Raw genomic sequence first — 24394 nt, forward strand, 5'->3', positions numbered from 1 at the left:
GCTAACCGCCGCGGCATGACCGCGCCTTCCCGCCTGCTGCTGTCCACCGACGCGCTCGTCGCCAACTGGCGCACGCTGGCGCGGATGAGCGGCGATGGGAACGGGGGGGCGGCGTGCGGTGCGGCGGTGAAGGCGGACGGCTACGGCCTGGGCGCGCGCGAGGTGGTGGCGCGGCTGCGCGCGACGGGGTGCCGCGACTTCTTCGTCGCGACCTGGGCGGAGGCGCGCGCGCTCGCCGCGCCGGGCGTGAGCGTGTCGGTGCTGCACGGCGTGCGCGAGGGCGACATGGCGCACGTCGGGCTGGCCGGGGTGCGGCCGGTGCTGAACACCCCGGCGCAGGTGGCGCGCTGGCGCGAGGCGGGCGGGGGCGCGTGCGACGTGATGGTCGACACCGGCATGAACCGGCTGGGCATCGCACCCGCGGACATCGCCGCGGGGCTGCTTGACGGTCTGGTCATCGAGACGCTGATGAGCCACCTCGCCTGCGCGGACGAGGAGAGCGCGATGAACCCGCGCCAGCGCGACGCCTTCGCCGCGCTGCGCGGGGCGACGGCGGCGCGGCGGATGAGTCTCGCCAATTCCGCCGGCATCGCGCTGGGCACGGACTATGCCTTCGACCTGACGCGGCCCGGGCTGGCGCTCTACGGCGGCGTTCCCGCGCCCGGCCTGCCGATGCGCCCCGTCGCGACGATCGAGGCGGAGGTGCTCCAGCGCCGCCGCGTGCCTGCCGGGGCGACGGTGGGGTACAACGCCACCTGGACCGCGCCGGCGGACACGTGGGTGGGGATCGTGAACCTGGGCTATGCCGACGGTTATTGGCGCGGCTTCTCCGACCGCGGGCGCGCCTTCGCGGGCGACGCGGCGCTGCCGGTCATCGGGCGCGTGTCGATGGACCTCGTCGCGCTCGATCTCGGCAACGCCGACGTAGGCGAGGGCGACCGCGTGCGCTTCGACGCCGACCTGCCCCGCGCGGCGGCGGCATCGGGCATGAGCCAGTACGAGCTGCTCACCGGGCTGGGCGCACGGTTCGAGCGGGTTTGGGCCTAGCCGTCACCCCCGTTCGTGCCGAGCGAAGTCGAAGCGCAGGGGCCCGGCCTTCGATTGGGCGCAGCACGAACGGAGGATGAAGGCTGGTCCGATCAGTCCGGCAACCCGGCCAGCAGCTTGTCGCAGGTGATCGGATAGTCGCGCACGCGCACGCCGGTGGCGTTGTAGATCGCGTTCGCCACTGCCGCGCCCGCGCCGGAAATGCCGAGCTCGCCGATGCCCTTGGCGTGGATCGGGTTCGCGTTGATGTCGCGCTCCGGCAGGAAATGCACTTCCAGCTGCGGCACGTCGGCATTCACCGGCAGGTGATATTCGGCCATGTCGCGGTTCACGATCTTGCCGTTGCGCGGGTCGTGGACCAGTTCCTCGGTCAGCGCGGCGCCGATGCCGAAGGTCATGCCGCCCAGGCATTGCGAGCGCGCCGTCTGCTCGTTCAGCACGCGGCCCGCGGCGAACACGCCCAGCATCCGCTCCACCCGCACCTCGCCCGTCACCGCGTTCACCTTCACCGCGCAGAAATGCGCGCCGTAGCTCGCCTGCGTGTGCAGCTTCTCCTGCTTTCCCGGCGCGATCTGTCCGGTCACGACGATATTCTCGTCGACGAGGTCGGTGAGGTCCACCGCGCGGTTCTCGGCGATGGCGCGGCCGTCCTTCAGCGTCATCGCCGCCGGATCGACGCCCATCTTCTTCGCCAGTCGCTCGCGCACCAGCTCGCAGGCGAGATAGACCGAGGAGCCGGACGAGGCCGCGCCCCACGATCCGCCCGAGCCGGCGGCGGGCGGCGCCTTGCCGTCGCCCAGGTGGACGATCACGCGGTCGAGCGGCAGGCCCAGCGTCTCGCCCGCGATCTGCGCCAGGATCGTGTATGTGCCGGTGCCGATGTCGGTCATGTCGGTCTCGACGATGGCGCGGCCGTCCGTCGTCAGCGTCACTTGCGCCGCCGATTTCTGCAGCATGTTCGATCGCACCGCGGCGGCCATGCCGATGCCGTGCAGCCACTCGCCGCGCCGGTCGCTGCCGGGCGCCTTGCGATCCGCCCAGCCGAACAGCGCCGCGCCCTTCTCCATGCAGGGCACCAGCGCCCGGCTGCTGAAGGGGATCTGCTTTTCCGGATCCTGCGGCGGCTCGTTGCGGCGCCGCAGCTCGATGGGGTCGACGCCGGTCGCCTCGGCCAGCTCGTCCAGCGCGGCCTCCAGCGCCATCTGCCCCACCGCCTCGCCGGGCGCGCGCATCGAGCCCGACAGCGTCCGGTTCAATCGCACCACGTCGTGGTTGATGCGGCGGTTCTCGCCGGCATAGGCGAAGTGCGTGCCGATGCCGACCGGTTCGAAGAAATCCTCGTCGGGCAGGTTCGACACGAGCGAATCGTGGATCAGCGCCACGATCCTGCCATCGGCGTCGGCGCCGAGCTTCAGGTGCTGCTCGGTGTTCGAGCGCCGCACGGTGGCGTCGAACACCTGCTGGCGCGCCATCACGATCTTGACCGGTCGGCCGAGCTGCTTGGCAGCGATCGCCGCCGCGACGCTTTCCGGCGCGATGCCCAGCTTCGATCCGAACCCGCCGCCGACGTAGCGCGAGATGATCCGCACCTGGTCGGCCTTCAGCCCCAGCGCGTCGGCCAGCTGCTGCTGGTCGCTCGCCACCATCTGATAGGCGCCGTGGAGGAGGAGCGTTCCGTCCTCCTTCCACTCCGCGATCGAGGCGTGCGGCTCCATCGCGGCGCTGTTCTGCGAGGGGGTGGTATAGACCGCGCTCACCTTCACCGCCGCGGCGGCGAAGGCGCCATCGGGATCGCCCTGCTGGCTGTGCGCCTCGACCTGGCTGTCGGGCGGGCGTTCGGCCTCGTTGCGGTATCGCTCGAAATCGTAGCGCCCCTCGCCGGGTTCGTAGTCGACACGCAGCCGGGCCGCGGCGTCGCGCGCGATCTCGAAGGTCTCGGCGACTACGACGGCGATGATCTCGCCGTGATACTGGATTTCCTCGACGCCTTGCACCGGCGCGTCGGTGTCGCCGCCCTGCGCGGCGTTGCGCAGGAAGGTGTCATAGTCAGTGACGACCGCGATGACGCCGGGCAGCGCCTGCACCTCGTCGGCGTGGATCGCGGCGATCCGCCCCGCGCTTACCGTGGAGCGGACCAGCACGCCGTAGGCGAGGTTCTCCGCGGGATATTCCGCGGCATAGGTCGCCTTTCCCGCCACCTTCAGCGGTCCTTCGACGCGCGGCAGCGGCTTGCCGATCACGCCCTGCGCGCCGCTGTCGAGCAGGCTGGAGGGGTGGGGTTCGTCCATCGTCAGCGACCTGGTGTCGCCGGAGGAGAAGATGTCCAGCAGGCTCATGCGCTCGCCTCCCCCGTCAGGTCGCGGAGCGACGCGATCAACGTGCGGCGCACCAGCGGGATCTTGAAGTTGTTGTGGCCGAAGCCGCGCGCACCCTCGACCAGCGCGTCGGCGGCGGCCTCGAACGCGGCGGTGCCGGGCTGCTGGCCGACCAGCGCCTGCTCGACCGCGGGATTGCGCCAGGGCAGATGGGCGAGACCGCCGAAGGCGAGCGCGGCATGGGCGATGCGGCCGTCCTCCACGGCGACGACGCCGGCGACGGAAACGAGCGCGAAGGCGTAGGAGGCCCGGTCGCGCACCTTGCGGTACAGGTGCCTCGCGTTGGCGACGGGGGCGGGCAGCTCGACATGCGTGATGAGCTCGCCCGGCTCCAGCACGTTCTCGATCTGCGGGGTGTCGCCGGGCAGCCGGTAGAAGTCGCCGATCGGCACGCGCCGCTTGTCGCCGTCGGCCTTCTGCGTGACGATGGTCGCGTCCAGCGCCCGCATCGCCACCGGCATGTCGCCGGGGTGAGTCGCGATGCACTGCTCGCTGGTGCCCAGGATGGCGTGAATACGGTTGAACCCGCCGATCGCGTCGCAGCCCGATCCCGGCTCGCGCTTGTTGCAGGCGGCGGCGGTGTCGTAGAAGTAATAGCAGCGCGTGCGTTGGAGGAGGTTGCCGCCGGTCGTCGCCTTGTTGCGAAGCTGTCCGCTGGCGCCCGCCAGCAGCGCGCGGCTCAGCACCTCGTACCGCTCGATCACGCGCGGGTCGGCGGCGAGATCGCTGTTGGGCACCAGGGCGCCGATCGTCAGGCCGCCGTCGTCGCGCTCCTCGATCCGGTTCAGGTCCAGCCGGCTGATGTCGACCAGCTTCTCCGGCGTCTCCACCTGGAGCTTCATCAGGTCGAGCAGGTTGGTGCCGCCGGCGATGAACCGGCCGCCGCCCGCGACCGCCGCCTCCACCGTATCGGCACGCGCATAGTCGAAGGGCTTCATGCCGAAACCTCTTCCTTCGCGGCGACTTCCCGGATCGCGTCGACGATGTTCGGATAGGCGGCGCAGCGGCAGATGTTGCCGCTCATCCGCTCGCTGATCTCCGCATCGTCGAGGGACACGTCGGTCAGGTCGCCGGTGACGTGGCTGGGCCAGCCCTTCGCCACCTCGTCCAGCATGCCCACCGCGGAGCAGATCTGCCCCGGCGTGCAATAGCCGCACTGGTATCCATCGTGGCGGACGAAGGCGTCCTGCATCGGGTGCAGGTTCTCGACCGAGCCCAACCCCTCGATCGTCACGATCTCGTCATCCTGATGCATCACGGCAAGCGTGAGGCAGGCGTTGATCCGGCGTCCGTTCACCAGCATCGTGCAAGCGCCGCACTGGCCGTGGTCGCAGCCCTTCTTGCTGCCGGTGAGGCCGAGGTGCTCGCGCGCGAGGTCAAGCAGCGACGTCCGGATATCGACGTCTGCCTCGTACCGTTGGCCATTGATGGTGAAATGCATGGGGCGCCTTCCTGATAACCTGGGGCAAACGCCTGTCCTGCGGAGGGTTTCCGTGCGAACGTTTCTCATCTGCGCGCTGGTCTTGGCGGCGGCGGCGGGGCAGGGTGCGGCGATGGCCGAGCCGCTCTCCCGTCCCATCGTCATCGCGCACCGCGGCGCCAGCGGGGAACGGCCCGAGCACACGGTCGCCGCCTATCGCCTTGCCATCGAGGAGGGAGCCGACGTGATCGAGCCCGACCTGGTGCCGACCAAGGACGGCGTGCTGGTGGCGCGACACGAGAACGAGATATCGGGCACCACCGACGTCGCCGACCACGCCGAGTTCGCCGGCCGCAGGACGACCAAGCGGATCGACGGGCAGGACGAGACCGGCTGGTTCACCGAGGATTTCACGCTGGCCGAACTGAAGACGCTGCGCGCGAGGGAGCGGCTGCCGCAGCTGCGCCCCGGCAACACCGCCTATGACGGGCAGGAGACGATCCCCACGCTCGCGGAGGTGATCGCGTTGGCCAAGGAGGCCGGGGTCGCGATCTATCCGGAAACGAAGCACCCGACCTACTTCGCCTCGATCGGTCTAGGCACCGACGCTCCGCTGGTCGCCGAGCTGCATCGCGCCGGCTGGAAGGACGCCGGGGCGCCGGTCTTCATCCAGTCGTTTGAGGTGGCGAACCTGAAGCGGCTCGCCGGCATGACGAAGCTGCGGCTGATCCAGCTGGTCGCCGCGCAAGGCGCGCCGGCCGACGGCGCGGCGGCGAGCTATGCGGCGATGACGACGCCGGCCGGCCTGCGCGCGGTGGCGCGCTACGCCTGGGGCATCGGGCCGGACAAGGCGATGCTGTGGAACGGCGATGCCGCGACGCCGCTGGTGGCGGATGCGCACGCCGCGGGGCTGCGCGTCCACCCATGGACCTACCGCGCGGAGAACGTCTTCCTGCGCGCGGCCTTCCGCCGCGGAACGGACAAGGCGGCGCATGGCGACGCGACCGGCGAGATCCGCGCCGCACTGGCGCAGGGGATCGACGGCTTCTTCACGGATTTTCCAGCCGCGGGGGTGGCGGCGCGCGGCGAGGGGAGCCAATGATGCGCAAGGTGGTGATCGTGTCGGTGCTCGCCTGGGCGACCGCGGGCTGCGTGGCGAAGACCGCGTGGAACGTGGCGACCCTGCCGGTGAAGGCCGGCGCTGCCGTCGTCGACGGCGTGACCACCAGCGAGAGGGAACGCGACGAGAAGTGGGTGCGTCAGCAACGCAAGGCGGAGGAGCGTGAAGCGAAGGAGCGCCGCGCGTGGGAGAAGACGTGCCGCAAGGATCGCGAGCGCTGCGCGCCCTACGACGGCTATCGCGCGCCGGGCTGGCGCGATGCAAGGTGAGCCGCCGTTATCCTCCCCGGCACGGCGCGGCAGGTCGAACATGCCCCGCATGTCCGAGGATCGTCCGGGGGACGATCCGACCTGCCGCGCCGTACTGGGGAGGATAGTCCTTCTCGCCACCCTCCTCACCGCCTGCGCCCCGCGCACGGCGGAGGTGCGCGTCGCCTTCGACCGCAACGCCGTCACGAAGGTGGAGGCGCGCGGGCTCGCCGACCGCCGCAGCGGGCGGCGGGTGACGGCGGACGATCCGGTGCGGATCGCCAGCATCTCCAAGCTGGTCGTCGCGATGGGCGTGATGCGGCTGGTGGAGGCGGGGCGGCTCGACCTCGACGCCGACGTCGCGACGGCGCTCGGCTGGCGCCTGCGGCACCCCGGCTTTCCCGACGTGCCGGTGACGCTGCGGCTGCTGCTGTCGCATCGCTCGGGCCTGACCGACGCCGCCGACTATGCGATCCCGCTCGGCGACACGCTGCGCGCGCGGCTGGCCGACCCGCGGGCGTGGGACGCGAGCCACGCGTCGGGCACCTTCTTCCGCTACACCAACCTCAACTTCCCCGTCGTCGCGTCGGTGATCGAGCGAGCGACGGGCGAGCGGTTCGATCGCGCGATGGCGCGATGGGTCATCGATCCGCTGAAGCTGGACGCCTGCTTCAACTGGGCCGCCTGTGCGCCGGATCGCGCCGCGCGCGCGGTGGTGCTGTACCGCGACGACGGCGCGGTCGCGACCGACGACCTGCGCGGCCGCCCGCCCGCCTGTCCGGTCAACGCGCCGCCGGGAAGCGCGTGTGACCTGTCGCGCTACCGCCCGGGAGAGAACGGCGCGCTCTTCTCGCCGCAGGGCGGGCTGCGCATCTCCATGCGAGATCTGGCGACGCTCGGACGCGTGCTGCTGAACGACGGCGACGGCTTCCTCTCGCCCGCTTCGGTGGCGGTGCTGACGACCCCGGTGTGGACGTACGACGGCACGAACGGGGTGACGGGGGAGGGCGGGGACGGCGGCTTCTTCTGCCGCTACGCGCTGGCGGTGCAGACGCTGGCGACCGCGCGGGCGGGGTGCCGCGACGATCCGGTCGGCGACGGCCGTGCGCGGGTGGGCCACGCGGGCGACGCCTACGGCCTGCGGTCCGGTCTGTGGATCGATCGCGCCGCGGGAACCGGCGTCGCCTTCTTCGCCACCGCCGTGGCCGATGGCGCGCGCGGGCGGCGCAGCGCGTTCAGCCCGGCCGAGGAGCGGCTGATGCGCGGCGCCAGGCGAGCGAGCGCGCGTTGAGCGCGTGAAGATCCGCCACGCCCGCCGCCACTGCCGTCCCCAGCGCCACCGCGCGGGCGAGCGCGGCGGCGTCGATATGTCGATAGGCGGGGCGGCCCGGCACGTGATCGTACCACCGTCCGCCCACCGCATGGTCCAGCAGGATGCGCTGGAAGCAATGGTCCGCCGATACCGGCCAGCGGCGGGCGGCGGCGAGCGCCGGCAGCGTCTCGCGCGTCAACGCCAGCCACTCCCGCTCCAGCGCGTTGCGATCGTCCGGCGCGGGCGGATCAGCCTTCATGGATGGCGGGCGAGGCGGGATCGACGTGCTGGAGCGCCTGGAACGGGATGCCCAGCGTGCGCAGCCGCGCGACCGCGCTGCCGCGCAGGAAGTCCGCCGGCGCGCTGAGGAAGCGCCGCGGCGTGGTTCCCAGGAAGTCGTTGGCATCGCGCAGATAGTGCGAGCGGTCGAAGTAGCTCCTGTCGATCTCCCCCGTTCGCCCCGCCCCGTCCAGCCCGGTTTCGCGCAGGAAGGAGCGCAGGAAGCGGGCGCGCCGCAGCAGCGGCTTGGGCGGAAGGCCGAAGAAGCGCAGCGACAGCCGGCGCAGCGCCGCGGTGGAGATGCCGAGCCGCTCCGCGGCGGTGGCGATGTCGGGCGCGCCGTCCTCCACCACGATGGCGCCGAACGCCGCGATCAGCGCCTCCTGCGGGTGCGGCGTGCCGAAGAGCGGCGCCAGGTGGCGGTCGAGGATCGCGGGGATCTCCATGTCCGTGCCCGCGCCGGCCAGCGCGGCGGCCAGGCGTTCGCCCCAGCCCGTGCCGAACATCGCGCCCACCGGCACCACGCGGTTGTGGAAATCCGCCGCGGAACGCCGCGACGCCAGCCGTCCCCAGCCGAGCGGACTGATCCCCGCGCCGATCATCAACCCGCCGCGCGTCTGCGCGTGGATCGGCCGCGTCATCGATCCGTACAGCGCCACCTGCGGGACGGGATCGAAGCGATGCCGCCCGATCGTAACGGCCACCGGCCCCGCGTCGATCAGGACGTTCACCATGGCCATCATCGGCAGGAACGGGTCGGCGCGCGGCGCCTCCGCCACCGCGCCGTAGCAATTGTAGCCCGTCGCGAACGGGGCGAGCGCGGGCGCCGGCGCGAAATAGCGGACACGGGTGCCCGCCGGCATGTCGGGCGCGTCCAGGGGAGAGGTGGCGGCGACGAACGCGAAACGATCCATCGCCGCGCAACGCCTCAGATGTGGATCGGCTTCCCCGTCACCGCCATCGCCGCTTCCTTGATCGCCTCGGAATGGGTCGGATGGGCGTGGCAGGTGTAGGCGATGTCCTCGCTGGTGGCGCCGAATTCCATCGCCTGCGCCGCCTGCGCGATCATCGTGCCGGCGACCGTCGCGATGCACCAGACGCCCAGCACGCGGTCGCTCTTCGCGTCGGCGATCACCTTCACGAAGCCGTCGGGCTCGTGATTGGTCTTCGCGCGGCTGTTGGCCATCATCGGGAACCTGCCGACCTTGATCTCGCCCTTCTCCTTGGCCTGCTCCTCCGTCAAGCCGACGCCGGCCACCTCGGGCCAGGTGTAGACGACCGAGGGGATCACGTCGTGGTTCACGATGCCGTGCTGGCCGGCGATGTTCTCGGCGACGGCGATGCCCTCGTCCTCCGCCTTGTGCGCCAGCATCGGGCCGGGAATGACGTCGCCGATCGCCCACACGCCATCCACCGGGGTGCGGAAGTCGTGGTCGGTCTCGATCTGCCCGCGCTGGTTGGGTGACAGGCCGATCCTGTCGAGCCCGAGCCCGTCGGTGTTGGCGCGGCGGCCGATCGACACCAGCACCACATCGGCATCCAGCGTCGTCGCCTCGCCGCCGTTCGCCGGCTCAAGGGTCAGCGTCGCCGTCTCGCCGTTCACCGCCACGCCCGACACCTTGGTGCCGAGCCTGAACTCGATGCCCTGCTTCTTGAAGACCTTGTTCGCCTCCTTGCGGATGTCGCCGTCGAAACCGGGAAGGATCTGGTCGAGATATTCGACACAGGTCACCTTCGCGCCCAGCCGGCGCCATACGCTGCCCAGCTCCAGCCCGATCACGCCCCCGCCGATGACGACCATGTGCCGGGGCACCTTGGCCAGCTCCAGCGCGCCGGTGCTGTCCACCACCACCTTCTGGTCGATCTCGACGCCGGGGAGGGGCGTGACCGAGGAGCCGGTGGCGATCACGACGTTCTTCGCCGTCACCTTCTGGTCGCCGACGCTCACGGTGTGCGCGTCCTCGAAGCTGGCGCGGCCCTTCAGCCACGTCACCTTATTCTTCTTGAACAGGAACTCGATCCCGCCGGTCAGCTGCTTGACCGCGTCGCGGCGCTGGCCGTGCATCGTGTCGAGGTCGAGCTCGACCGTCGTCCTGATACCCAGCTTCGCCATCGCGCCGTTGGCGGCGTGGTCGTACAGTTCGGACGCGTGGAGCATCGCCTTCGACGGAATGCAGCCGACGTTGAGACAGGTCCCGCCCAGCGTCTCGCGGCTCTCCGCGCAGGCGGTCTTCAGCCCCAGCTGCGCCGCGCGGATCGCGGCGACGTAGCCGCCGGGGCCGGCGCCGATCACGAGGACGTCATAATCGAAATTGCCGTCTGCCATCACTAACCCTTCCGTGCTCCGGCGCAGGCCGGAGCGTTGGCCTCACGCACAAACGTCGGCGAAGAGGTCGCGCCAGTCGGGGTTTCGCTCCTCGATCAGGCGTAACTTCCACGCGCGCTTCCACTTTTTCATCCGGTACTCGCAGGCGCGCGCGTCCTGGAGATCGTCGAAATATTCGCACCAGACGAGCAGTGTGCAACTCTTGTTGCGCGAATGCCCGCCGATCACCCCGTTGCGATGCTGCCAGGCACGGCGGGGAAGGTCGCTCGTCACCCCAAGATACGTCTGCCCTCGGCGGTGATTTGCCATCAGGTAGACGCAGCCGGCTTTCACAGCGCCGCCTCGTCGGTGCGCTCGAGCCTAGGAGATGGCACGACAAGGTCCACAGTCATCGCGCCTTCTCCAGCGCTCCGGCCTGCGCCGGAGCACAACGAAACCTCTACAAATCGATTAAAATCCGCGTCGGATCCTCGATCGCATTCTTCAGCGCGACGAGGAACGTCACCGCCTCGCGGCCGTCGATCAGTCGGTGGTCGTAGCTGAGCGCGAGATACATCATCGGCTTCACCACGACCTGTCCGTCGCGCACCACCGGCCGGTCCTCGATGCGGTGCAGGCCCAGCACCGCGGACTGCGGCGGATTGATGATCGGCGTGGACATCAGCGATCCGAACACGCCGCCGTTGGAGATGGTGAAGGTGCCGCCCTTCATCTCGTCCATCTTCAGCGTGCCGTCCTTGGCGCGCTTGCCGAAGTCGCCGATCGTCTTCTCGATCCCCGCTACCGTCAGGTCCTGCGCGTCGCGGATGACGGGAACGACCAGGCCGTTGGGCGCCGACACCGCCACGGAGACGTCGACGTAGTCGTGGTAGACGATCTCGTCGCCCTCGATGCTGGCGTTGACCGAAGGAATGTCCTTCAGCGCCATGCAGGCGGCCTTCACGAAAAAGCCCATGAAGCCCAGGCGCACGCCGTGCTTCTTCTCGAACAGGTCCTTGTACTTGGCGCGCGCCTCGATCACCGCGGTCATGTCGACGTCGTTGAACGTCGTCAGCATCGCGGCGGTGTTCTGCGCGTCCTTCAGCCGCTTGGCGATGGTCTGCCGCAGGCGCGTCATGCGCACGCGCTCCTCCTTGCGACCGGTGGAAGCGGCGACGGAGGGGGTCTGCGGCGCGGGCGCCGGCGCTGCGGCCGGGGCAGTGGCGGGCTTGCTGGAGGCGGCGGCGGCGACGTCCTCCTTGGTGATGCGGCCGTCCTTGCCCGTGCCCTTGATCGTGGCGGGGTCGACGCCGTGCTCCAGCACCGCGCGGCGGACCGAGGGCGAGAGCGCGGCGGGGGCGTCGCTGTCCACCGGGGTGGCGCCGTGATTGCCGTAGCCGCCGGCGGCGGGCGCGGGCGCCTCGTCCCTGGCCGCTTCCGTCACGGCGGGCTGCGGCGCGGCCGCCTGCGCGGGGGCGCTGCCACCGGCATCGACGGTGGCGATCATCGCGCCGACCTGCACGGTGTCGCCCACGCTGACCGCGTGCGCCCCCATGACGCCGGCGACGGGGGAGGGGACCTCGACGGAGACCTTGTCGGTCTCCAGGCTCGCGATCGGCTCGTCCGCGGCGACGGCGTCGCCCGGCTGCTTCAGCCACTCGCCGAGCGTCGCCTCGGTGATCGATTCGCCCAGCGTGGGGACCAGAACTTCGGTTGCCATTCCTGTCGTCCTTACCACCCCGGCGCACGCCGGGGTCCAGTTACGCGACGCTGCGATGGAGCACGCCGCTCAACAACGATCGCCTTCCCAACTGGACCCCGGCCTTCGCCGGGGTGGAGGGAAGGTGCCAATCAACTTGCGGCCTTGCCGGCCTTCTTCACCGTCTCCGCCTCGCGCGTGCGACGGATCTCCTGGCGCACGCTGTGGCCCAGCGCATCGGCGATCAGCGCGCCCTGCTCGGCCTGGTGGCGCTTCATCAGGCCGGTCGCCGGGGAGGCGGCGGCGGCGCGGCCGGCGTAGCGCGGGCGCTTCACCGACGCGCCGGCGATGCCCAGCGCCTCCTCGATCAGCGGCTCGACGAAGAACCAATAGCCGTTGTTGCGCGGTTCCTCCTGCGCCCACACCACGTCCTCCAGCGCGGGCATGGCGGCGATCCGCCGCGCCAGCGCCTCGGTGGGGAAGGGGTACAGCTGCTCCACGCGGACGATCTGCGTGCCCTCGTCGCCCGCCGCGTCGCGCGCCTCCATCAGGTCGTAGGCGACCTTGCCGGTGCACAGCACCAGCCGCGTCGTCTGCGCATCCGCCGCGCCGTTCGGATCGGACAGGATGCGGCGGAAGTGGGTGTCGCCCTGGAAATCGGCCGCGCTCGACACCGCCGCCTTGTGCCGAAGCAGCGACTTGGGCGTCATCACGATCAGCGGCTTGCGGAAACTCCTGTGCATCTGCCGGCGCAGCAGGTGGAAGTAATTGGCCGGCGTGGTGCAGTTGGCGACCTGCATATTGTCGCCCGCGCACAATTGCAGGAAGCGCTCCGGCCGTGCCGAGCTGTGCTCCGGCCCCTGGCCCTCGTAGCCGTGGGGCAGCAGCATGACCAGGCCGTTGGCGCGCAGCCACTTCGCCTCGCCGCTGGCGATGAACTGGTCGATCATGATCTGCGCGCCGTTCACGAAGTCGCCGAACTGCGCCTCCCACAATACCAGCGTCTTCGGATCGGCAAGCGCGTAGCCGTACTCGAAACCGAGCACGCCATATTCGCTCAAGGGGCTGTCCAGCACCTCGAAATGCCCGTGCTCGACGTTCCACAGCGGCACGTACTTGTGCTCGTCGTTCTGGTCGACCCACACCGCATGACGCTGCGAGAAGGTGCCGCGGCCGGAATCCTGACCCGACAGCCGAACGCCATAGCCCTCCGACAGCAGCGTGCCGAAGGCGAGCGCCTCGCCGGTCGCCCAGTCGAAGTTCTCGCCGGTCGCGAACATCTGCCGCTTGGCGTCCAGCACGCGCGCCAGCGTCTTGTGAATCGCCAGGTCGTCCGGCACCCTCGTCAGCGTGCGGCCGATCGCGTCGAACAGCTTGGGCTCGACCCCGGTGTCCGCATTACGGCGCGTCGCCTCGGGGTCCTTGGGCGCGGAGAGGCCCGACCAGCGGCCCGCAAACCAATCCGCCTTGTTGGGCTTGTAGCTGGCGCCGGCCTCGAACTCGCCTTCCAGCAGCGTCGTGAACTGCTTCACGTTGTCGTCGATCCAGGCCTGGTCGATCACCTTCTGCTCGATCAGGCGCTTGCCGTAGATCTCGCTGACCGGCGGGTGCTGGCGGATCGCCTTGTACATCAGCGGCTGGGTGAAGCCGGGCTCGTCGCCCTCGTTGTGGCCGAAGCGGCGATAGCACCACATGTCGATCACGACGTCGCGGTGGAATGCCTGGCGATACTCGATCGCGATCTTCGTGGCGAAGGTCACCGCCTCGGGATCGTCGCCGTTGACGTGGAAGATCGGCGCCTGCACCCCCTTCGCCACGTCCGACGGATAGGGCGAGGAGCGCGCGAACTGCGGGCTCGTCGTGAAACCGATCTGGTTGTTGATGACGAAGTGGACGCAGCCACCCGTGTTGTAGCCGCGGATGCCGGAGAAGCCGAAGCACTCCCAAACGATCCCCTGCCCGGCGAAGGCGGCGTCGCCGTGGATCAGGACGGGCAGCGACTTGCAATGATCGGCCAGGTCGCCCGCGATCGTCTGAATGGCGCGCACCTTGCCGAGCACGACGGGGTCCGCCGCCTCCAGGTGGCTGGGGTTGGCGACCAGCGACATATGCACCTTGTGCCCGTCGAACTCGCGATCGGTGCTGGTGCCGAGGTGATACTTCACGTCGCCCGAGCCGCCGATGTCGTCGGGATTGGCGCTGCCGCCGGCGAATTCGTGGAAGATGACCCGCAGCGGCTTCGCCATCACGTTGGCCAGCACGTTCAGCCGGCCGCGGTGGGCCATGCCGAAGACGATCTCGTTGATCCCCGCCGCGCCGCCGTACTTGATGACGCTTTCCAGCGCCGGGATCATCGATTCGCCGCCGTCGAGGCCGAAGCGCTTCGTGCCGACGTACTTGCGGCCGAGGAACTTCTCCCACTGCTCGGCCTCGACGACCTTGTTCAGGATCGCCTTCTTGCCCTGCGGGGTGAAATCGACGCCCTTGTCCTTGCCCTCCATCCGGTCCTGGAGAAAGCGGCGCTCCTCCACGTCGGCGATGTGCATATATTCCAGGCCGACGTTGCCGCAGTAATTGGCGCGCAGCGTGTCGACGACCTCGCGCACCGTCGCCCATTCCATGCCCAGCGTGCCGCCGAGATAGACCGGACGGTCGATGTCGGCGTCGGAGAAGCCGTGGTATTCGGTGGTGAGGTCGGCGGGCAGCTCGCGCAGGCCGGACAGGCCCAGTGGGTCGAGATTGGCGGCCAGGTGCCCGCGAACGCGATAGGTGCGGATCAGCAGCTGCACGCGGATCGCGTCGCCCGCGGCCTTGATGATGTCCGCCTGCGACGGGGCGGGCGCGGCGGCGGCCGGGGCGGGCTTGCCCTTCTGCGGCTTCGGCGCGGGCTCCATCTGCGTGGGGTCGAGCGCGGCGGTCAGGTCGTCGGTGGTGCTGAGCGGCCAGCGCTCGTTGATCCACGACGGGCCGCGGCCGGCGCTCTCCAGCCCCTCGAACATCTGCCGCCACTGCGGCTCGACGCTGTCGGGCGACGCCTTGTAGCGCGCGTAGAGCGCGTCGATGAAGGCCGGCGAGACGCTGCCGGCGACATCCGAGAAATCCTGGCCTTCGTAGCCCATCTTACCACCTCTTTTCCCTTCTCCCGCCGGGAGAAGGAGGGGCCCGCCGCCTTGAAGGCGGTGGGAGGATGAGGGTGAGGCGGCCCCGTCGCCCTCACCCTTCCGCAGCCTCCGGCTGCTCCCTCCCTCTCCCGAGGGAAGAGGGATTTACTTGTTCAACACTTCCAGCAGCGTCGAGCCAAGCTCGGACGGCGATGCCGCCACCTTGATGCCGGCGGCCTCCATGGCCGCGATCTTGTCCTCGGCGCCGCCCTGGCCGCCGGAGACGATCGCGCCGGCATGACCCATGCGACGACCCGGGGGCGCCGTGCGGCCCGCGATGAAGCCGGCCATCGGCTTGCTTCGCCCGCGCTTTGCCTCGTCCCGCAGGAACTGCGCCGCTTCCTCTTCGGCGCTGCCGCCGATCTCGCCGATCATGATGATCGATTCGGTCGCGTCGTCGGCCAGGAACAATTCCAGCACGTCGATGAAATTGGTGCCGTTAACGGGGTCGCCGCCGATGCCGACCGCGGTGGTCTGGCCCAGCCCCGCGTTCGACGTCTGGAACACCGCCTCGTAGGTCAGCGTGCCCGAGCGGCTGACCACGCCGACCGAGCCCTTCTTGAAGATGTTGCCCGGCATGATGCCGATCTTGCACTCGCCCGGCGTCAGCACGCCCGGGCAGTTCGGGCCGATCAGCCGCGACCTGGAGCCGCTGAGCGCGCGCTTCACGCGGACCATGTCGAGCACCGGAATGCCCTCGGTGATGCACACGATCAGCGGCACCTCGGCGTCGATCGCCTCGAGGATCGAATCCGCGGCGAAGGGCGGCGGCACGTACACGACCGAGGCGTCCGCGCCGGTCTTCGTCACCGCCTCGGCGACGGTGTCGAACAGCGGCAGTCCAAGGTGCGTGCCCCCGCCCTTCCCGGGGGTGACGCCCGCGACCATCTGCGTGCCGTAGTCGAGCGCCGCCTGCGTGTGGAAGCTGCCCGTGTTGCCGGTCATCCCCTGGGTGATGACCTTGGTGTTCGCATTGACGAGGATGCTCATACGACGCCACGTTCCTTGTTAAAGCGGATCAGAGCCCAGATCAAAGCGGCGACGTTGCCGCCCCAAAAGGGGATGAACGCGAAGAGAATGAACCCGTGTGGCCCTAAACCTATTGCCTGAAGGAGCAGAACTGACAAAGCGGACCATCCACCTGCCAGCCAAGCTCCAATGCCCGGTCGCTTCAGCATCAGCGCCACGATCGTAGGTATCATCCCTACGAGGCCGCACAGGGCGAAGAAGCCGAGATCAAGCACATCAATTCAAGCTGCTATCGATCCCCTTGCAGGCGACCAGCAGTTCCTTGACCGCGTCGACCGAGACCTGGAGGTTGCCCTTCGCCTCGTCGGACAGCGATACCTCGACCACCTTCTCCACGCCGCCCGCGCCGATCACCACGGGCACGCCGACGTAGAGGTCGTCGATCCCGTACTGGCCGGACAGGTGCGCCGCGGCGGGCAGGATGCGCTTCTGGTCGTAGAGATAGGCCTCGGCCATCGCGATGCCGCTGGTCGCGGGCGCGTAATAGGCCGAGCCGGTCTTCAGCAGCGCGACGATCTCGCCGCCGCCGCCGCGGGTGCGCTTCACGATGTCGTCGACCTTCTCCTTCGTGGAGAAGCCCATCGCGATCAGGTCGCTGACGGGGATGCCGCTGACGGTGGAATATTCCAGCACCGGCACCATGGTGTCGCCGTGGCCACCCAGCACGAAGGTGTTCACGTCCTTCACGCTGACGCCGAACTCCTCCGCCAGGAAGTGGCTGAAGCGCGCCGAATCGAGCACGCCGGCCATGCCGACGACCTTGTGCGTCGGCAGCCCGCTGAACTCGCGCAGCGCCCACACCATCGCGTCGAGCGGGTTGGTGATGCAGATGACGAAGGCGTCGGGGGCGTTGTCGCGGATGCCCTCTCCGACCGCCTTCATGACCTTCAGGTTGATGCCGAGCAGGTCGTCGCGGCTCATGCCCGGCTTGCGCGCCACGCCCGCCGTCACGATGATGACGTCGGCGCCGGCGATGTCCTTATAGTCGTTCGAGCCCTTGATCGAGGCATCGAAGCCCTCCACCGGTCCGCACTGGCTGAGGTCCAGCGCCTTGCCCTGCGGCACGCCCTCGACCACGTCGAAGAGGACGATGTCGCCGAGGCCCTTCAGCGCGGCCAAATGCGCGAGCGTGCCGCCGATGTTGCCGGCGCCGATCAGCGCGATCTTCTTGCGGGCCATTCCATCCCCTCTTCTATCGTGGACGTCGAATGGAAAGGCCGCCTACGCTCTTTGGCGCAGCGGGGCAACCCGATAATCGTCGAAGCGGACAGTTTAAATGCAAATGTTTCGCAAGTGCATTAAGCTCCATGTCCCTGCACCAGGTAGGCTTCGGACCGCATCTCTTCCAGCCGGCTGACAGTCCGCTGGAACTCGAATGCGCCGTCGCCGCGTGGGTACAGCGCGTCCGGCTGCGCGTCGGCGGCGGCCAGCAGCTTCACCTTGTGCTCGTACAGCGCGTCGATCAGCGACACGAAGCGCGCCGCCTCGTTGCGGTTGTCCGGCCCCAGGACGGGAACGCCGACCAGGATGACGGTGTGGTAACGGCGCGCGATGGCGAGATAGTCCGCGGTCCCCCGCGCTTCGCCGCACAGCCGCTTGAAGGAGAAGACGGCCACGCCCTTCAGCGCCTTGGGCACGTGCAGCGCGCGGCCCTGCACGGTCAGCTCCTCGCTGGGCACGTGCGCGCGATCCTCGGGCGGATAGTCGGTCAGGCGGAAGAAGGCGGCGGACAGTTGCGCGGTCGCCGCGGAGCCGTTGGGCACCAGCCAGGTGTCCTGCTGCCCCAGCCGGTCGCGACGGTAATCGACCGGGCCGTTCAGCGCGAGGACGTCGAGCCGCGCCTTCACCAGCGCGATGAAGGGCAGGAAATGCTCCCTGTTCAGGCCGTTGCGATAGAGGTCGTCGGGCGCGCGGTTACTGGTGGTGACGACGGTGACGCCGGCCTCGATCAATGCGGTGAACAGCCGGCTGAGGATCATCGCGTCGGGCGAGTTCGTCACCATCATCTCGTCGAAGGCGAGCAGCCGCGCCTCCTGTGCGAGCGCCGCGGCGACAGGGGGGATCGGATCGCCCTGTTCCTTGCGCCGCTCCATCGCGATGCGGCCGTGAACCTCCAGCATGAACTCGCCGAAGTGCACGCGTCGCTTCGCCGCCACGTCGACGTGCGCGAAGAACAGGTCCATCAGCATCGACTTGCCGCGACCCACGCCGCCCCACAGATAGACGCCCTTCGCCGGCACCGCGCGGCGGCGGAAGAAGCCGGTCGTGCGCGGATGCTCCAGCTCGGTCGCGAGCGCGTCGAGGCGCCGCGCCGCGGCCGCCTGTTCCGGATCGGCGCGCAGCTCGCCCGCGGCGATCAGCTGGTCGTAGGCGGCAAGGACATCGGGCATTCGTCACCGGAACGAGAGGCGCCGCTTCGCGGCACGGTGGATGCCGGGACACGCCCGGCATGACGGGTCAGCTGCGCGGCGCCGACGGCTTCCTGATCGTGCCGGAGAACTCGCACACCACGCCCGCGTCCTGCACCAGCAGCCCGCGCAGGAACAGCAGCCGCTGCGTCTCGCGCAGCAGCTCGATCCGGGCCTCCAGCGGCTCGCCCACCTTGCCCGCGCCGATGAAGTGGGTGTTGAGGTCCAGCGTCACCGCGGGGCCTGCGGTCATCAGGCCGAAGCTGCGCATCGCGGCGAACAGCGCCACGTCGATGAAGCCGAGCAGCGCGCCGCCGTGGACGTTGTCGCCGAAATTGGAATGGCGGTGCCCCGGCACCATCCGGACGCGCGCCTGCCCGTCCTCCACGCGCACGATGATCTCGCCGAGAAAGGCGTTGAAGCGGGTGTCATCGCGAAATTCCCAGCTCATCCAGCCTGGATGGTCGGGATGTTCCTCGTAGGAGAAGGGGGGCGGGGTGGCAGGCGATCCAGGCATCAGCGTCCTTCGAGACGCCGCTTCGACAGGCTCAGCGGCTCCTCAGGACGAACGGAAACACGCAGACCTCCGTTCGTCCTGAGGAGGGACTGAGCGAAGTCGAAGGCCCGTCTCGAAGGACCTCAGACGATCCGCTCGACTTCCATCTTCTTGATCTCCGCGATCGCCTTGGCGGGGGACAGGCCCTTCGGACAGGCGTTGGCGCAGTTCATGATCGTGTGACAGCGGTACAGGCGGAACGGATCCTCCAGCGCATCGAGCCGCTCGCCCGTCATCTCGTCGCGGCTGTCGGCCAGGAAGCGATAGGCCTGGAGCAGGATGGCGGGGCCCAGGAACTTGTCGCTGTTCCACCAGTAGCTGGGGCAGGAGGTGGAGCAGCAGGCGCACAGGATGCACTCGTAGAGGCCGTCCAGCTTCTGCCGGTCCTCCGGCGACTGCAGGCGCTCCTTGCCCGAGGGCGCGGGCGTCACCGTCTGAAGCCACGGCTTGATCGAGGCATATTGCGCGTAGAAGCGCGTGAAGTCCGGCACCAGGTCCTTGATGACGTCCATCGACGGCAGCGGGGTGATCGTCACCTCGCCCTTCACGTCCTCGATCGCGGTGGTGCAGGCGAGGCCGTTCTTGCCGTCGATGTTCATCGAACAGGAGCCGCAGATCCCCTCGCGACAGGAACGGCGGAAGGTGAGGCTGGCGTCCTGCTCGCCCTTGATCTTGATGAGGGCGTCGAGGACCATCGGCCCGCATTCGTCCAGGTTGACGTCGAACGTGTCGAAGCGCGGGTTCTCGCCCGTGTCGGGATCGTAGCGGTAGATGCGGAACGACCGCATCGCGCCGCCGGGCTGGGGCGAGGCGTGGCGCTGCCCCTGCTTGATCCTGCTGTTCTTCGGGAGGGCGAACTCGGCCATGGGTCTGCGTCTCGGTGCGGTCAGGAGGTGGCGCGCGCGCCGCCCCAGTCGATGTTGCGGGTCAGGTACATGATCGCGGCCAGCGCCGCAAACAGAAGCCCGGCACCGATCAGTAGCGCGTAGGCCTCCAGGCTCAAGAGGATATAGAGAACGCCGTAGAGCGCGCCAAGGAGCGCAGCGACGAATCCGCCGCGTCGCCACGATCCGAGCACCGCGGCGGAATAGGCGGCGTTGAGCGCGATGATGGCGAGGCTGGCCAGGATGTAGGCGGCGGCGAAGCCGATCACCTCGGCGAGCGCGAGCAGCAGGACGAAGAACAGGACCAGCCCCGCGCCCACCAGCAGATATTCCGCCGCCGCGACGCGCACCCCCGCGATCAAGTCGAACATCAGGAAGGCGGCGAAGGTGAAGCCGATGAAGAGGAAGCCGTATTTCACGCTGCGGTTGACCTGCGCGTAGAGATCGACCGGCGACACGAGGCTGACGCGCGCCTCCTGCTCGCCCGGCGGGACAGCGGTGGCGAAGCGGTCCGGCGTGCCGACCTGCGCGGTGCCGCCGGGATCGCCGGTCGCCACCAGCGCGCGGCCGAGCGCCAGATTGCCGATCCGCCACGTCGCGGTGAAGCCCTCGCCGATGCGGTGCGATACGGGCAGGAAGCCGCCCTGGAAGCTGGGATGCGGCCAGCGTGACGTGACCCACCAGCGCGTGTCCCCCGCCTGCGGCACGAGGCCGAGCCAGCCGTTGCCGCGGAAATCGAAGCGGAACGTGGCGGCGATGGCGCGGGTGCGCAGGGTTGCGGCATCGACGAAGGTGTGGAAGCCCGACCCGCCCGTTTCCGCCGGTCCCTTGCCGGGCTGGAGCGCCAGCGCGGCGCCGTCCACCGTCACCGAGGGCGGGCGCCCGAACAGCCCGCGCGCGTCGCGCAGGCCGAAGCGCAGCTCGGCCCGGTCGAGCGCCAGCCGGTCCGCGGTAACGCCGTAGCGCGCGATGTCGGCGGGAAGCGCGAAGCGCGCCTGCCCCGTCACCGCCGCCTCGTACAGCACCGCCTCGTAGATCGAGCGGCTGCGCGTCTGCGGCGCCAGCGCGGTGCGGATGTCCGCGACCTGCGGCGCCAGCGTCAGTTCCTTCCATACCGTGCGCGCGCGGGTAACGGGACGGCCGCCCTCCGTGACCGTCTCCGTCGCCTGGTCCTGATAGGGGATGACGAGCACCGGTCCCGCCAGGATCTGCGGCCCGCCCCACCCCTGCGCGATGCCCGCGCGCGCGGTGTCCGACTGCGACTGGCGATCGTAGACGAGCAGGTAGGTGGCGAACAGCGGGATCGCGAGCAGCGCGGCGACGAGGATCGCGACGGCCAGCTTTCGACCGGGGCTGCGGGTGTCGGTGGTCACGGTGGCTCCCGGCGCTGGTGTCACCCGTTTCTACGGAGTGGCGCCGGGTGCGTCCACCGTCCGCCGGCCCCGTCATGCCGGGACCAGCGCGGCATGACGATCGTGCCCTCGCCCTGCCTTGTCGGGAGCCGCCCGTCAGATCACGTCCAGCACCAGCCCCAGGTCGCGCGCCTCCTCCGCCTCGATGTACCAATTGCTCGGCGCCTTCGCCTTCAGCTCGCTCAGTGCCACGTTGGTGCCGCGCACCAGGTCGGCGAAGCCCTCGTCCTGGATGCGGATCGAATCCTCGATCTCGTTCAGCTTGGCGAGCAGGACGGGGGACAGGGTGTTGAGCGGGCCGGAGAGCTGAACGGTCGAGTTCATGATCCGCTCGTGGATCATCAGCCGGGTGTTGCGTGTCAGGAAGCGCTTGTCGGCGGGGAAGGCGGACATGAAGGTCGCGCCGGCCGAATAGACGGCCACCTTGCCCAGGAACAGCGTCTCACGCCCGGTATAGTCGCGCAGCAGGCGGATCGAATCGCCCATCGCGCGCGCCATTTCCGGATCGCCGCCCAGCGTCGTCAGCGAGACGACGATCGGCCCGTCCGCCGGCGCGCCGGCCAGCTGGTCCTTGAACGCGGCGTACATCATCTCGTTGACGGGGCCGTGCAGCTGGATGTGCGGGGCGGCGAGCAGCGGGTAGTTCCGCGCGTTGTTGGGATCGGTCATGCCGCGCCGAACCGCGCGGGGGGCGGCTTGTTCCCGCGTTATTTCGCGGTGAGTAACGAGGCGGCCGGGCGGCCCGTCGCCGGAGTGGCGGGCGGCAGCCGCGCCTCCAGCGTCGCCAGCCAGCGCGCCGCCTCCGCGCCGATCGCCACCTGCGGCTCGGACGGCTTCAGCTTCGCCTGGCGTTCCCACGCCGCGATGTCGCCGCGCGCCGCCTCCGCCGCCGCTGCAAGCGGCACCGGGCGGCGCAGCGCGCGGTTCACCAGCGCGTCGCCGAAGAAGGTCCAGTCGTTGTCCGCCTGGCAGCCGAACGAGGTGCGATCGGCGGAAGAGGCGGTGACGATCGCCGTGCTGTCGGACGACAGCATCGGCACGAAGATACCCGAGTAGCAGGCGCTGATGAGGATCAGGCGGTTGCGGATGCCCAGTGCCGACAGCTGCTGCCACAATCGCGTCGGCGACACCGCACCGTAACCTTGGTCGCCGTCGTTGTAGTAGAGGCCGAAGGGCGCGCCGTGGCTGGTGGTGTAGAGCACGAGCACGTCCTCCGCCCCGTCCATCAGCTCCGCCACGCGGGCCAGCGCGAGCGCCAGGTTGGTGGGGCTGCCCATCGGCGCCGCGCTGTCCGCCGCCCCGTCGCTGCCCGCCAGCAGGATCGTGCGCCCGTCCGCGTCGTAGCGGCGCGCCAGCACCGCGGCGGCGGCGCGCGCCTCGCGCCCGAATACCGCGTCGCTGTCCAGCCCGGCGACCACGACATAGGCGTCCACCGTCCCCTTGCGCTGCGGCTTCAGCGCGGCGAGCGCGGCGGCGAGGCGGCGGTGCTCCGCCAGCAGCCACGGTGCCGCCCGGTCGCGCTCCACGTCGATGCCGCGGTCCGCCTCCGCCTGCGGGTCGCTGCCCAGCTGCGGCGGAGGCAGGGTGTGCTGCGGCGGCTGGTAGACCTGCGCCGACGCCGCCGTGGCGACGGCGAGCAGCAGCGCGGTGACGGCTCTTCTCATTGGCGACCCCCGTTTGACGGGAGGTTGAAGGCGGCAAGGCGTGCGCGTCAATCCTCCTCGGCGGGAAGCCAGGGGTTGGGGGGGGGGCAGGGGAATGCCTCGCCGCGTGACCTTCGCGGCACGCCTCCTTGCACCAGCTTCGCTGGTCCCCCTCCCCGTGCCCGGGAGGACAGGCTAGGTTGCCGGCATGATCGACCTCCATTTCGCCGCCACGCCCAACGGGTGGAAGGTCACCATCGCGCTGGAGGAGCTGGGACTGCCCTACCACGTCGTCCCGGTGAACATTGGCGCGGGCGAGCAGTTCGCACCCGATTTCCTCGCGATCAGCCCCAACAACCGTATCCCCGCCATCGTCGACCACGCGCCCGCCGACGGGGGCGCGGCCGTCAGCGTGTTCGAGAGCGGCGCGATCCTCCTCTATCTCGCGCAGAAGACGGGGCGGCTGATGCCGGCGGACCTGCGCGGGCGCGTACACGTGACCGAGTGGCTGATGTGGCAGATGGGCGGGCTGGGGCCGATGCTGGGGCAGAACGGCCATTTCCGCCTCTACGCGCCGGACCGGATCGCCTACGCGACCGATCGCTACGCGCGCGAGGCGGACCGGCTGTACGGGGTGCTCGACCGGCAGCTGGCGCGGACCGGCGCCTTCGTCGCGGGCGCGGCCTTCTCCATCGCCGATATCGCCTGTTTCCCGTGGATCATCACGCATAAGGCGCAGGGGATCGACATGGGCGCCTTTCCCCATGTCGCGCGCTGGTTCGCCGATCTGCGGCAGCGTCCCGCGGTGAAGGCGGGCACCGCGGTCGGCCGGATGGCGCGGCCAGACGAGATCGGCGAGGACGCGAAGCGGGTGATGATGGGGATCGAGCGGAAGTGATCGAGTTCTTCTTCGACGTGTCCTCGCCCTGGACGTGGCTCGGCTTCGAGGGCGTGCAGCCGCTCGCGGCCGAGCTGGGCCAGGAGATCGCGTGGCGACCGATCCTGGTCGGCGGCGTCTTCAACGCGGTGAACGGCAGCGTGTACGAGTCGCGCTCGAATCCCGTGCCCGCCAAGGCGCGCTACATGAAGAAGGACCTCGCCGACTGGGCGCGGCTGTACGGGCTCGACATCCGCTTCCCGCCGTCGATCTTTCCGGTGAACAGCGTGAAGGCGATGCGCGCCTGCTGCTGGCTGGGGCAGGATTGCGTGCCCTTCGCGCGCGCGGCGTTCCGCGCCTATTGGACCGACGACCGCGACATCGCGCAGGATGCGGTGCTGCGCGACGTGGCGGCGGCGGCAGGGGTGGAGGCCGACGCGATGTTCGCCGCGATCGCGCGCGACGAGGCGAAGGCGCGGCTGCGCGCGAACACGGAGGAGCTGATCGCGCGCGGCGGCTTCGGTTCGCCCACTCTGTTCGTCGGCGCGGACATGTACTTCGGCAACGATCGGCTGCCGCTGGTGCGCGCGGCGGTGCTGAGCCGGCGATAGCAGGCGCG

At 69.8% G+C, this 24394-nt stretch carries 24 protein-coding genes; 6 read left to right on the forward strand and 18 right to left on the reverse strand.

Annotated elements, in window-relative coordinates:
- Nucleotides 1-15 precede the first annotated feature (15 nt).
- A complete protein-coding gene (gene alr, locus HBH26_RS08555; RefSeq protein ID WP_168134165.1) occupies nt 16-1047 on the forward strand; it encodes an alanine racemase in 1032 nt (343 codons plus the stop codon).
- A 92-nt stretch (nt 1048-1139) separates the two neighbouring features.
- On the opposite strand, the gene HBH26_RS08560 is transcribed toward alr, so the two are convergent.
- Genes HBH26_RS08560 through HBH26_RS08570 form a run of 3 tightly spaced genes read right to left on the reverse strand, consistent with a single transcriptional unit; the run spans nt 1140 to nt 4863 of the window.
- Nucleotides 1140-3383: a xanthine dehydrogenase family protein molybdopterin-binding subunit gene (locus HBH26_RS08560; protein WP_168134166.1), complete on the reverse strand. Its 2244-nt coding sequence runs from the start codon at nt 3381-3383 to the stop codon at nt 1140-1142.
- A complete protein-coding gene (locus tag HBH26_RS08565; RefSeq protein WP_168134167.1) occupies nt 3380-4360 on the reverse strand; it encodes an FAD binding domain-containing protein in 981 nt (326 codons plus the stop codon). The genes HBH26_RS08560 and HBH26_RS08565 overlap by 4 nt, the downstream gene beginning before the upstream one ends.
- Nucleotides 4357-4863 (reverse strand): 2Fe-2S iron-sulfur cluster-binding protein, encoded by a 507-nt coding sequence (locus HBH26_RS08570; RefSeq protein WP_168134168.1) that lies wholly within the window; start codon nt 4861-4863, stop codon nt 4357-4359. Before HBH26_RS08570 ends, HBH26_RS08565 begins: the two co-directional genes overlap by 4 nt.
- 112 nt (nt 4864-4975) lie before the next feature.
- Here HBH26_RS08570 and HBH26_RS08575 point away from each other — a divergent pair, with 112 nt between their 5' ends.
- From HBH26_RS08575 to HBH26_RS08585, 3 genes are read left to right on the forward strand one after another with little or no spacing between them, the layout of a single operon-like run.
- A complete protein-coding gene (locus HBH26_RS08575) occupies nt 4976-5944 on the forward strand; it encodes a glycerophosphodiester phosphodiesterase (protein WP_168134271.1) in 969 nt (322 codons plus the stop codon).
- Nucleotides 5941-6231 carry a hypothetical protein gene (locus HBH26_RS08580; RefSeq protein WP_239024653.1) on the forward strand — a complete coding sequence of 97 codons (291 nt, stop codon included), beginning with the start codon at nt 5941-5943 and terminating at the stop codon, nt 6229-6231. Before HBH26_RS08575 ends, HBH26_RS08580 begins: the two co-directional genes overlap by 4 nt.
- 49 nt (nt 6232-6280) lie before the next feature.
- Nucleotides 6281-7501, forward strand: a complete 1221-nt coding sequence (locus HBH26_RS08585; protein ID WP_168134169.1) for a serine hydrolase domain-containing protein — start codon at nt 6281-6283, stop codon at nt 7499-7501.
- Here HBH26_RS08585 and HBH26_RS08590 read toward each other — a convergent pair.
- The 15 genes from HBH26_RS08590 to HBH26_RS08660 all read right to left on the reverse strand — a co-directional run bounded on the left by HBH26_RS08590 (nt 7446) and on the right by HBH26_RS08660 (nt 22919).
- Entirely contained in the window at nt 7446-7781 is a 336-nt protein-coding gene (locus tag HBH26_RS08590; RefSeq protein ID WP_168134170.1) for a GCN5-related N-acetyltransferase, read from the reverse strand. The genes HBH26_RS08585 and HBH26_RS08590 overlap by 56 nt on opposite strands.
- Complete coding sequence (locus HBH26_RS08595) at nt 7771-8715, reverse strand: AraC family transcriptional regulator (protein WP_168134171.1); 945 nt, start codon at nt 8713-8715, stop codon at nt 7771-7773. Before HBH26_RS08595 ends, HBH26_RS08590 begins: the two co-directional genes overlap by 11 nt.
- Before the next feature lie 14 nt (nt 8716-8729).
- Nucleotides 8730-10127 carry a dihydrolipoyl dehydrogenase gene (gene lpdA, locus HBH26_RS08600; protein WP_168134172.1) on the reverse strand — a complete coding sequence of 466 codons (1398 nt, stop codon included), beginning with the start codon at nt 10125-10127 and terminating at the stop codon, nt 8730-8732.
- A gap of 42 nt (nt 10128-10169) precedes the next feature.
- Complete coding sequence (locus tag HBH26_RS08605; RefSeq protein WP_338057302.1) at nt 10170-10460, reverse strand: GIY-YIG nuclease family protein; 291 nt, start codon at nt 10458-10460, stop codon at nt 10170-10172.
- Between the two features lie 106 nt (nt 10461-10566).
- Nucleotides 10567-11826, reverse strand: a complete 1260-nt coding sequence (gene odhB, locus HBH26_RS08610) for a 2-oxoglutarate dehydrogenase complex dihydrolipoyllysine-residue succinyltransferase (RefSeq protein ID WP_168134173.1) — start codon at nt 11824-11826, stop codon at nt 10567-10569.
- Nucleotides 11827-11957: 131 nt separating this feature from the next.
- The gene (locus HBH26_RS08615; RefSeq protein ID WP_168134174.1) at nt 11958-14924 is read right to left on the reverse strand and encodes a 2-oxoglutarate dehydrogenase E1 component; all 2967 of its coding nucleotides are present in this window, start codon (nt 14922-14924) and stop codon (nt 11958-11960) included.
- A 147-nt stretch (nt 14925-15071) separates the two neighbouring features.
- Nucleotides 15072-15956 carry a succinate--CoA ligase subunit alpha gene (sucD, locus tag HBH26_RS08620; RefSeq protein WP_168134175.1) on the reverse strand — a complete coding sequence of 295 codons (885 nt, stop codon included), beginning with the start codon at nt 15954-15956 and terminating at the stop codon, nt 15072-15074.
- Complete coding sequence (locus HBH26_RS08625) at nt 15953-16153, reverse strand: hypothetical protein (protein WP_168134176.1); 201 nt, start codon at nt 16151-16153, stop codon at nt 15953-15955. The genes sucD and HBH26_RS08625 overlap by 4 nt, the downstream gene beginning before the upstream one ends.
- Before the next feature lie 58 nt (nt 16154-16211).
- The gene (gene mdh / locus HBH26_RS08630; RefSeq protein ID WP_168134177.1) at nt 16212-17174 is read right to left on the reverse strand and encodes a malate dehydrogenase; all 963 of its coding nucleotides are present in this window, start codon (nt 17172-17174) and stop codon (nt 16212-16214) included.
- Between the two features lie 119 nt (nt 17175-17293).
- Nucleotides 17294-18385: a cell division protein ZapE gene (gene zapE / locus HBH26_RS08635; RefSeq protein WP_168134178.1), complete on the reverse strand. Its 1092-nt coding sequence runs from the start codon at nt 18383-18385 to the stop codon at nt 17294-17296.
- A gap of 67 nt (nt 18386-18452) precedes the next feature.
- Entirely contained in the window at nt 18453-18854 is a 402-nt protein-coding gene (locus tag HBH26_RS08640) for a PaaI family thioesterase (RefSeq protein WP_239024654.1), read from the reverse strand.
- 188 nt (nt 18855-19042) lie between these two features.
- Nucleotides 19043-19825, reverse strand: coding sequence for a succinate dehydrogenase iron-sulfur subunit (locus HBH26_RS08645; protein ID WP_168134180.1), 783 nt, complete (start codon nt 19823-19825; stop codon nt 19043-19045).
- A 20-nt stretch (nt 19826-19845) separates the two neighbouring features.
- Complete coding sequence (gene creD, locus HBH26_RS08650) at nt 19846-21216, reverse strand: cell envelope integrity protein CreD (protein WP_168134181.1); 1371 nt, start codon at nt 21214-21216, stop codon at nt 19846-19848.
- 135 nt (nt 21217-21351) lie between these two features.
- Complete coding sequence (locus HBH26_RS08655) at nt 21352-21924, reverse strand: ClpP family protease (protein WP_168134182.1); 573 nt, start codon at nt 21922-21924, stop codon at nt 21352-21354.
- Between the two features lie 38 nt (nt 21925-21962).
- On the reverse strand, nt 21963-22919 hold the full coding sequence (locus tag HBH26_RS08660; protein ID WP_168134183.1) for a C13 family peptidase: 957 nt from the start codon (nt 22917-22919) through the stop codon (nt 21963-21965).
- Between the two features lie 187 nt (nt 22920-23106).
- Between HBH26_RS08660 and HBH26_RS08665 the strand changes: the two genes are divergently transcribed.
- Both HBH26_RS08665 and HBH26_RS08670 read left to right on the forward strand, forming a co-directional pair.
- Entirely contained in the window at nt 23107-23796 is a 690-nt protein-coding gene (locus HBH26_RS08665) for a glutathione S-transferase N-terminal domain-containing protein (RefSeq protein ID WP_168134184.1), read from the forward strand.
- On the forward strand, nt 23793-24386 hold the full coding sequence (locus tag HBH26_RS08670; protein ID WP_168134185.1) for a DsbA family protein: 594 nt from the start codon (nt 23793-23795) through the stop codon (nt 24384-24386). Before HBH26_RS08665 ends, HBH26_RS08670 begins: the two co-directional genes overlap by 4 nt.
- The last annotated feature ends 8 nt before the right edge of the window (nt 24387-24394 follow it).

The sequence above is a fragment of the Sphingomonas corticis genome (assembly GCF_012035195.1).
Classification (GTDB): Bacteria; Pseudomonadota; Alphaproteobacteria; order Sphingomonadales; family Sphingomonadaceae; genus Sphingomonas; species Sphingomonas corticis.

Coding starts and splice junctions, on each gene's coding strand:
- alr (WP_168134165.1), top strand. CDS start 16: ATGACCGCGCCTTCCCGCCTGCTGCTGTCCACCGACGCGCTCGTCGCC.
- HBH26_RS08560 (WP_168134166.1), bottom strand. CDS start 3,383: ATGAGCCTGCTGGACATCTTCTCCTCCGGCGACACCAGGTCGCTGACG.
- HBH26_RS08565 (WP_168134167.1), bottom strand. CDS start 4,360: ATGAAGCCCTTCGACTATGCGCGTGCCGATACGGTGGAGGCGGCGGTC.
- HBH26_RS08570 (WP_168134168.1), bottom strand. CDS start 4,863: ATGCATTTCACCATCAATGGCCAACGGTACGAGGCAGACGTCGATATC.
- HBH26_RS08575 (WP_168134271.1), top strand. CDS start 4,976: ATGGCCGAGCCGCTCTCCCGTCCCATCGTCATCGCGCACCGCGGCGCC.
- HBH26_RS08580 (WP_239024653.1), top strand. CDS start 5,941: ATGATGCGCAAGGTGGTGATCGTGTCGGTGCTCGCCTGGGCGACCGCG.
- HBH26_RS08585 (WP_168134169.1), top strand. CDS start 6,281: ATGTCCGAGGATCGTCCGGGGGACGATCCGACCTGCCGCGCCGTACTG.
- HBH26_RS08590 (WP_168134170.1), bottom strand. CDS start 7,781: ATGAAGGCTGATCCGCCCGCGCCGGACGATCGCAACGCGCTGGAGCGG.
- HBH26_RS08595 (WP_168134171.1), bottom strand. CDS start 8,715: ATGGATCGTTTCGCGTTCGTCGCCGCCACCTCTCCCCTGGACGCGCCC.
- lpdA (WP_168134172.1), bottom strand. CDS start 10,127: ATGGCAGACGGCAATTTCGATTATGACGTCCTCGTGATCGGCGCCGGC.
- odhB (WP_168134173.1), bottom strand. CDS start 11,826: ATGGCAACCGAAGTTCTGGTCCCCACGCTGGGCGAATCGATCACCGAG.
- HBH26_RS08615 (WP_168134174.1), bottom strand. CDS start 14,924: ATGGGCTACGAAGGCCAGGATTTCTCGGATGTCGCCGGCAGCGTCTCG.
- sucD (WP_168134175.1), bottom strand. CDS start 15,956: ATGAGCATCCTCGTCAATGCGAACACCAAGGTCATCACCCAGGGGATG.
- mdh (WP_168134177.1), bottom strand. CDS start 17,174: ATGGCCCGCAAGAAGATCGCGCTGATCGGCGCCGGCAACATCGGCGGC.
- zapE (WP_168134178.1), bottom strand. CDS start 18,385: ATGCCCGATGTCCTTGCCGCCTACGACCAGCTGATCGCCGCGGGCGAG.
- HBH26_RS08640 (WP_239024654.1), bottom strand. CDS start 18,854: ATGAGCTGGGAATTTCGCGATGACACCCGCTTCAACGCCTTTCTCGGC.
- HBH26_RS08645 (WP_168134180.1), bottom strand. CDS start 19,825: ATGGCCGAGTTCGCCCTCCCGAAGAACAGCAGGATCAAGCAGGGGCAG.
- HBH26_RS08655 (WP_168134182.1), bottom strand. CDS start 21,924: ATGACCGATCCCAACAACGCGCGGAACTACCCGCTGCTCGCCGCCCCG.
- HBH26_RS08660 (WP_168134183.1), bottom strand. CDS start 22,919: ATGAGAAGAGCCGTCACCGCGCTGCTGCTCGCCGTCGCCACGGCGGCG.
- HBH26_RS08665 (WP_168134184.1), top strand. CDS start 23,107: ATGATCGACCTCCATTTCGCCGCCACGCCCAACGGGTGGAAGGTCACC.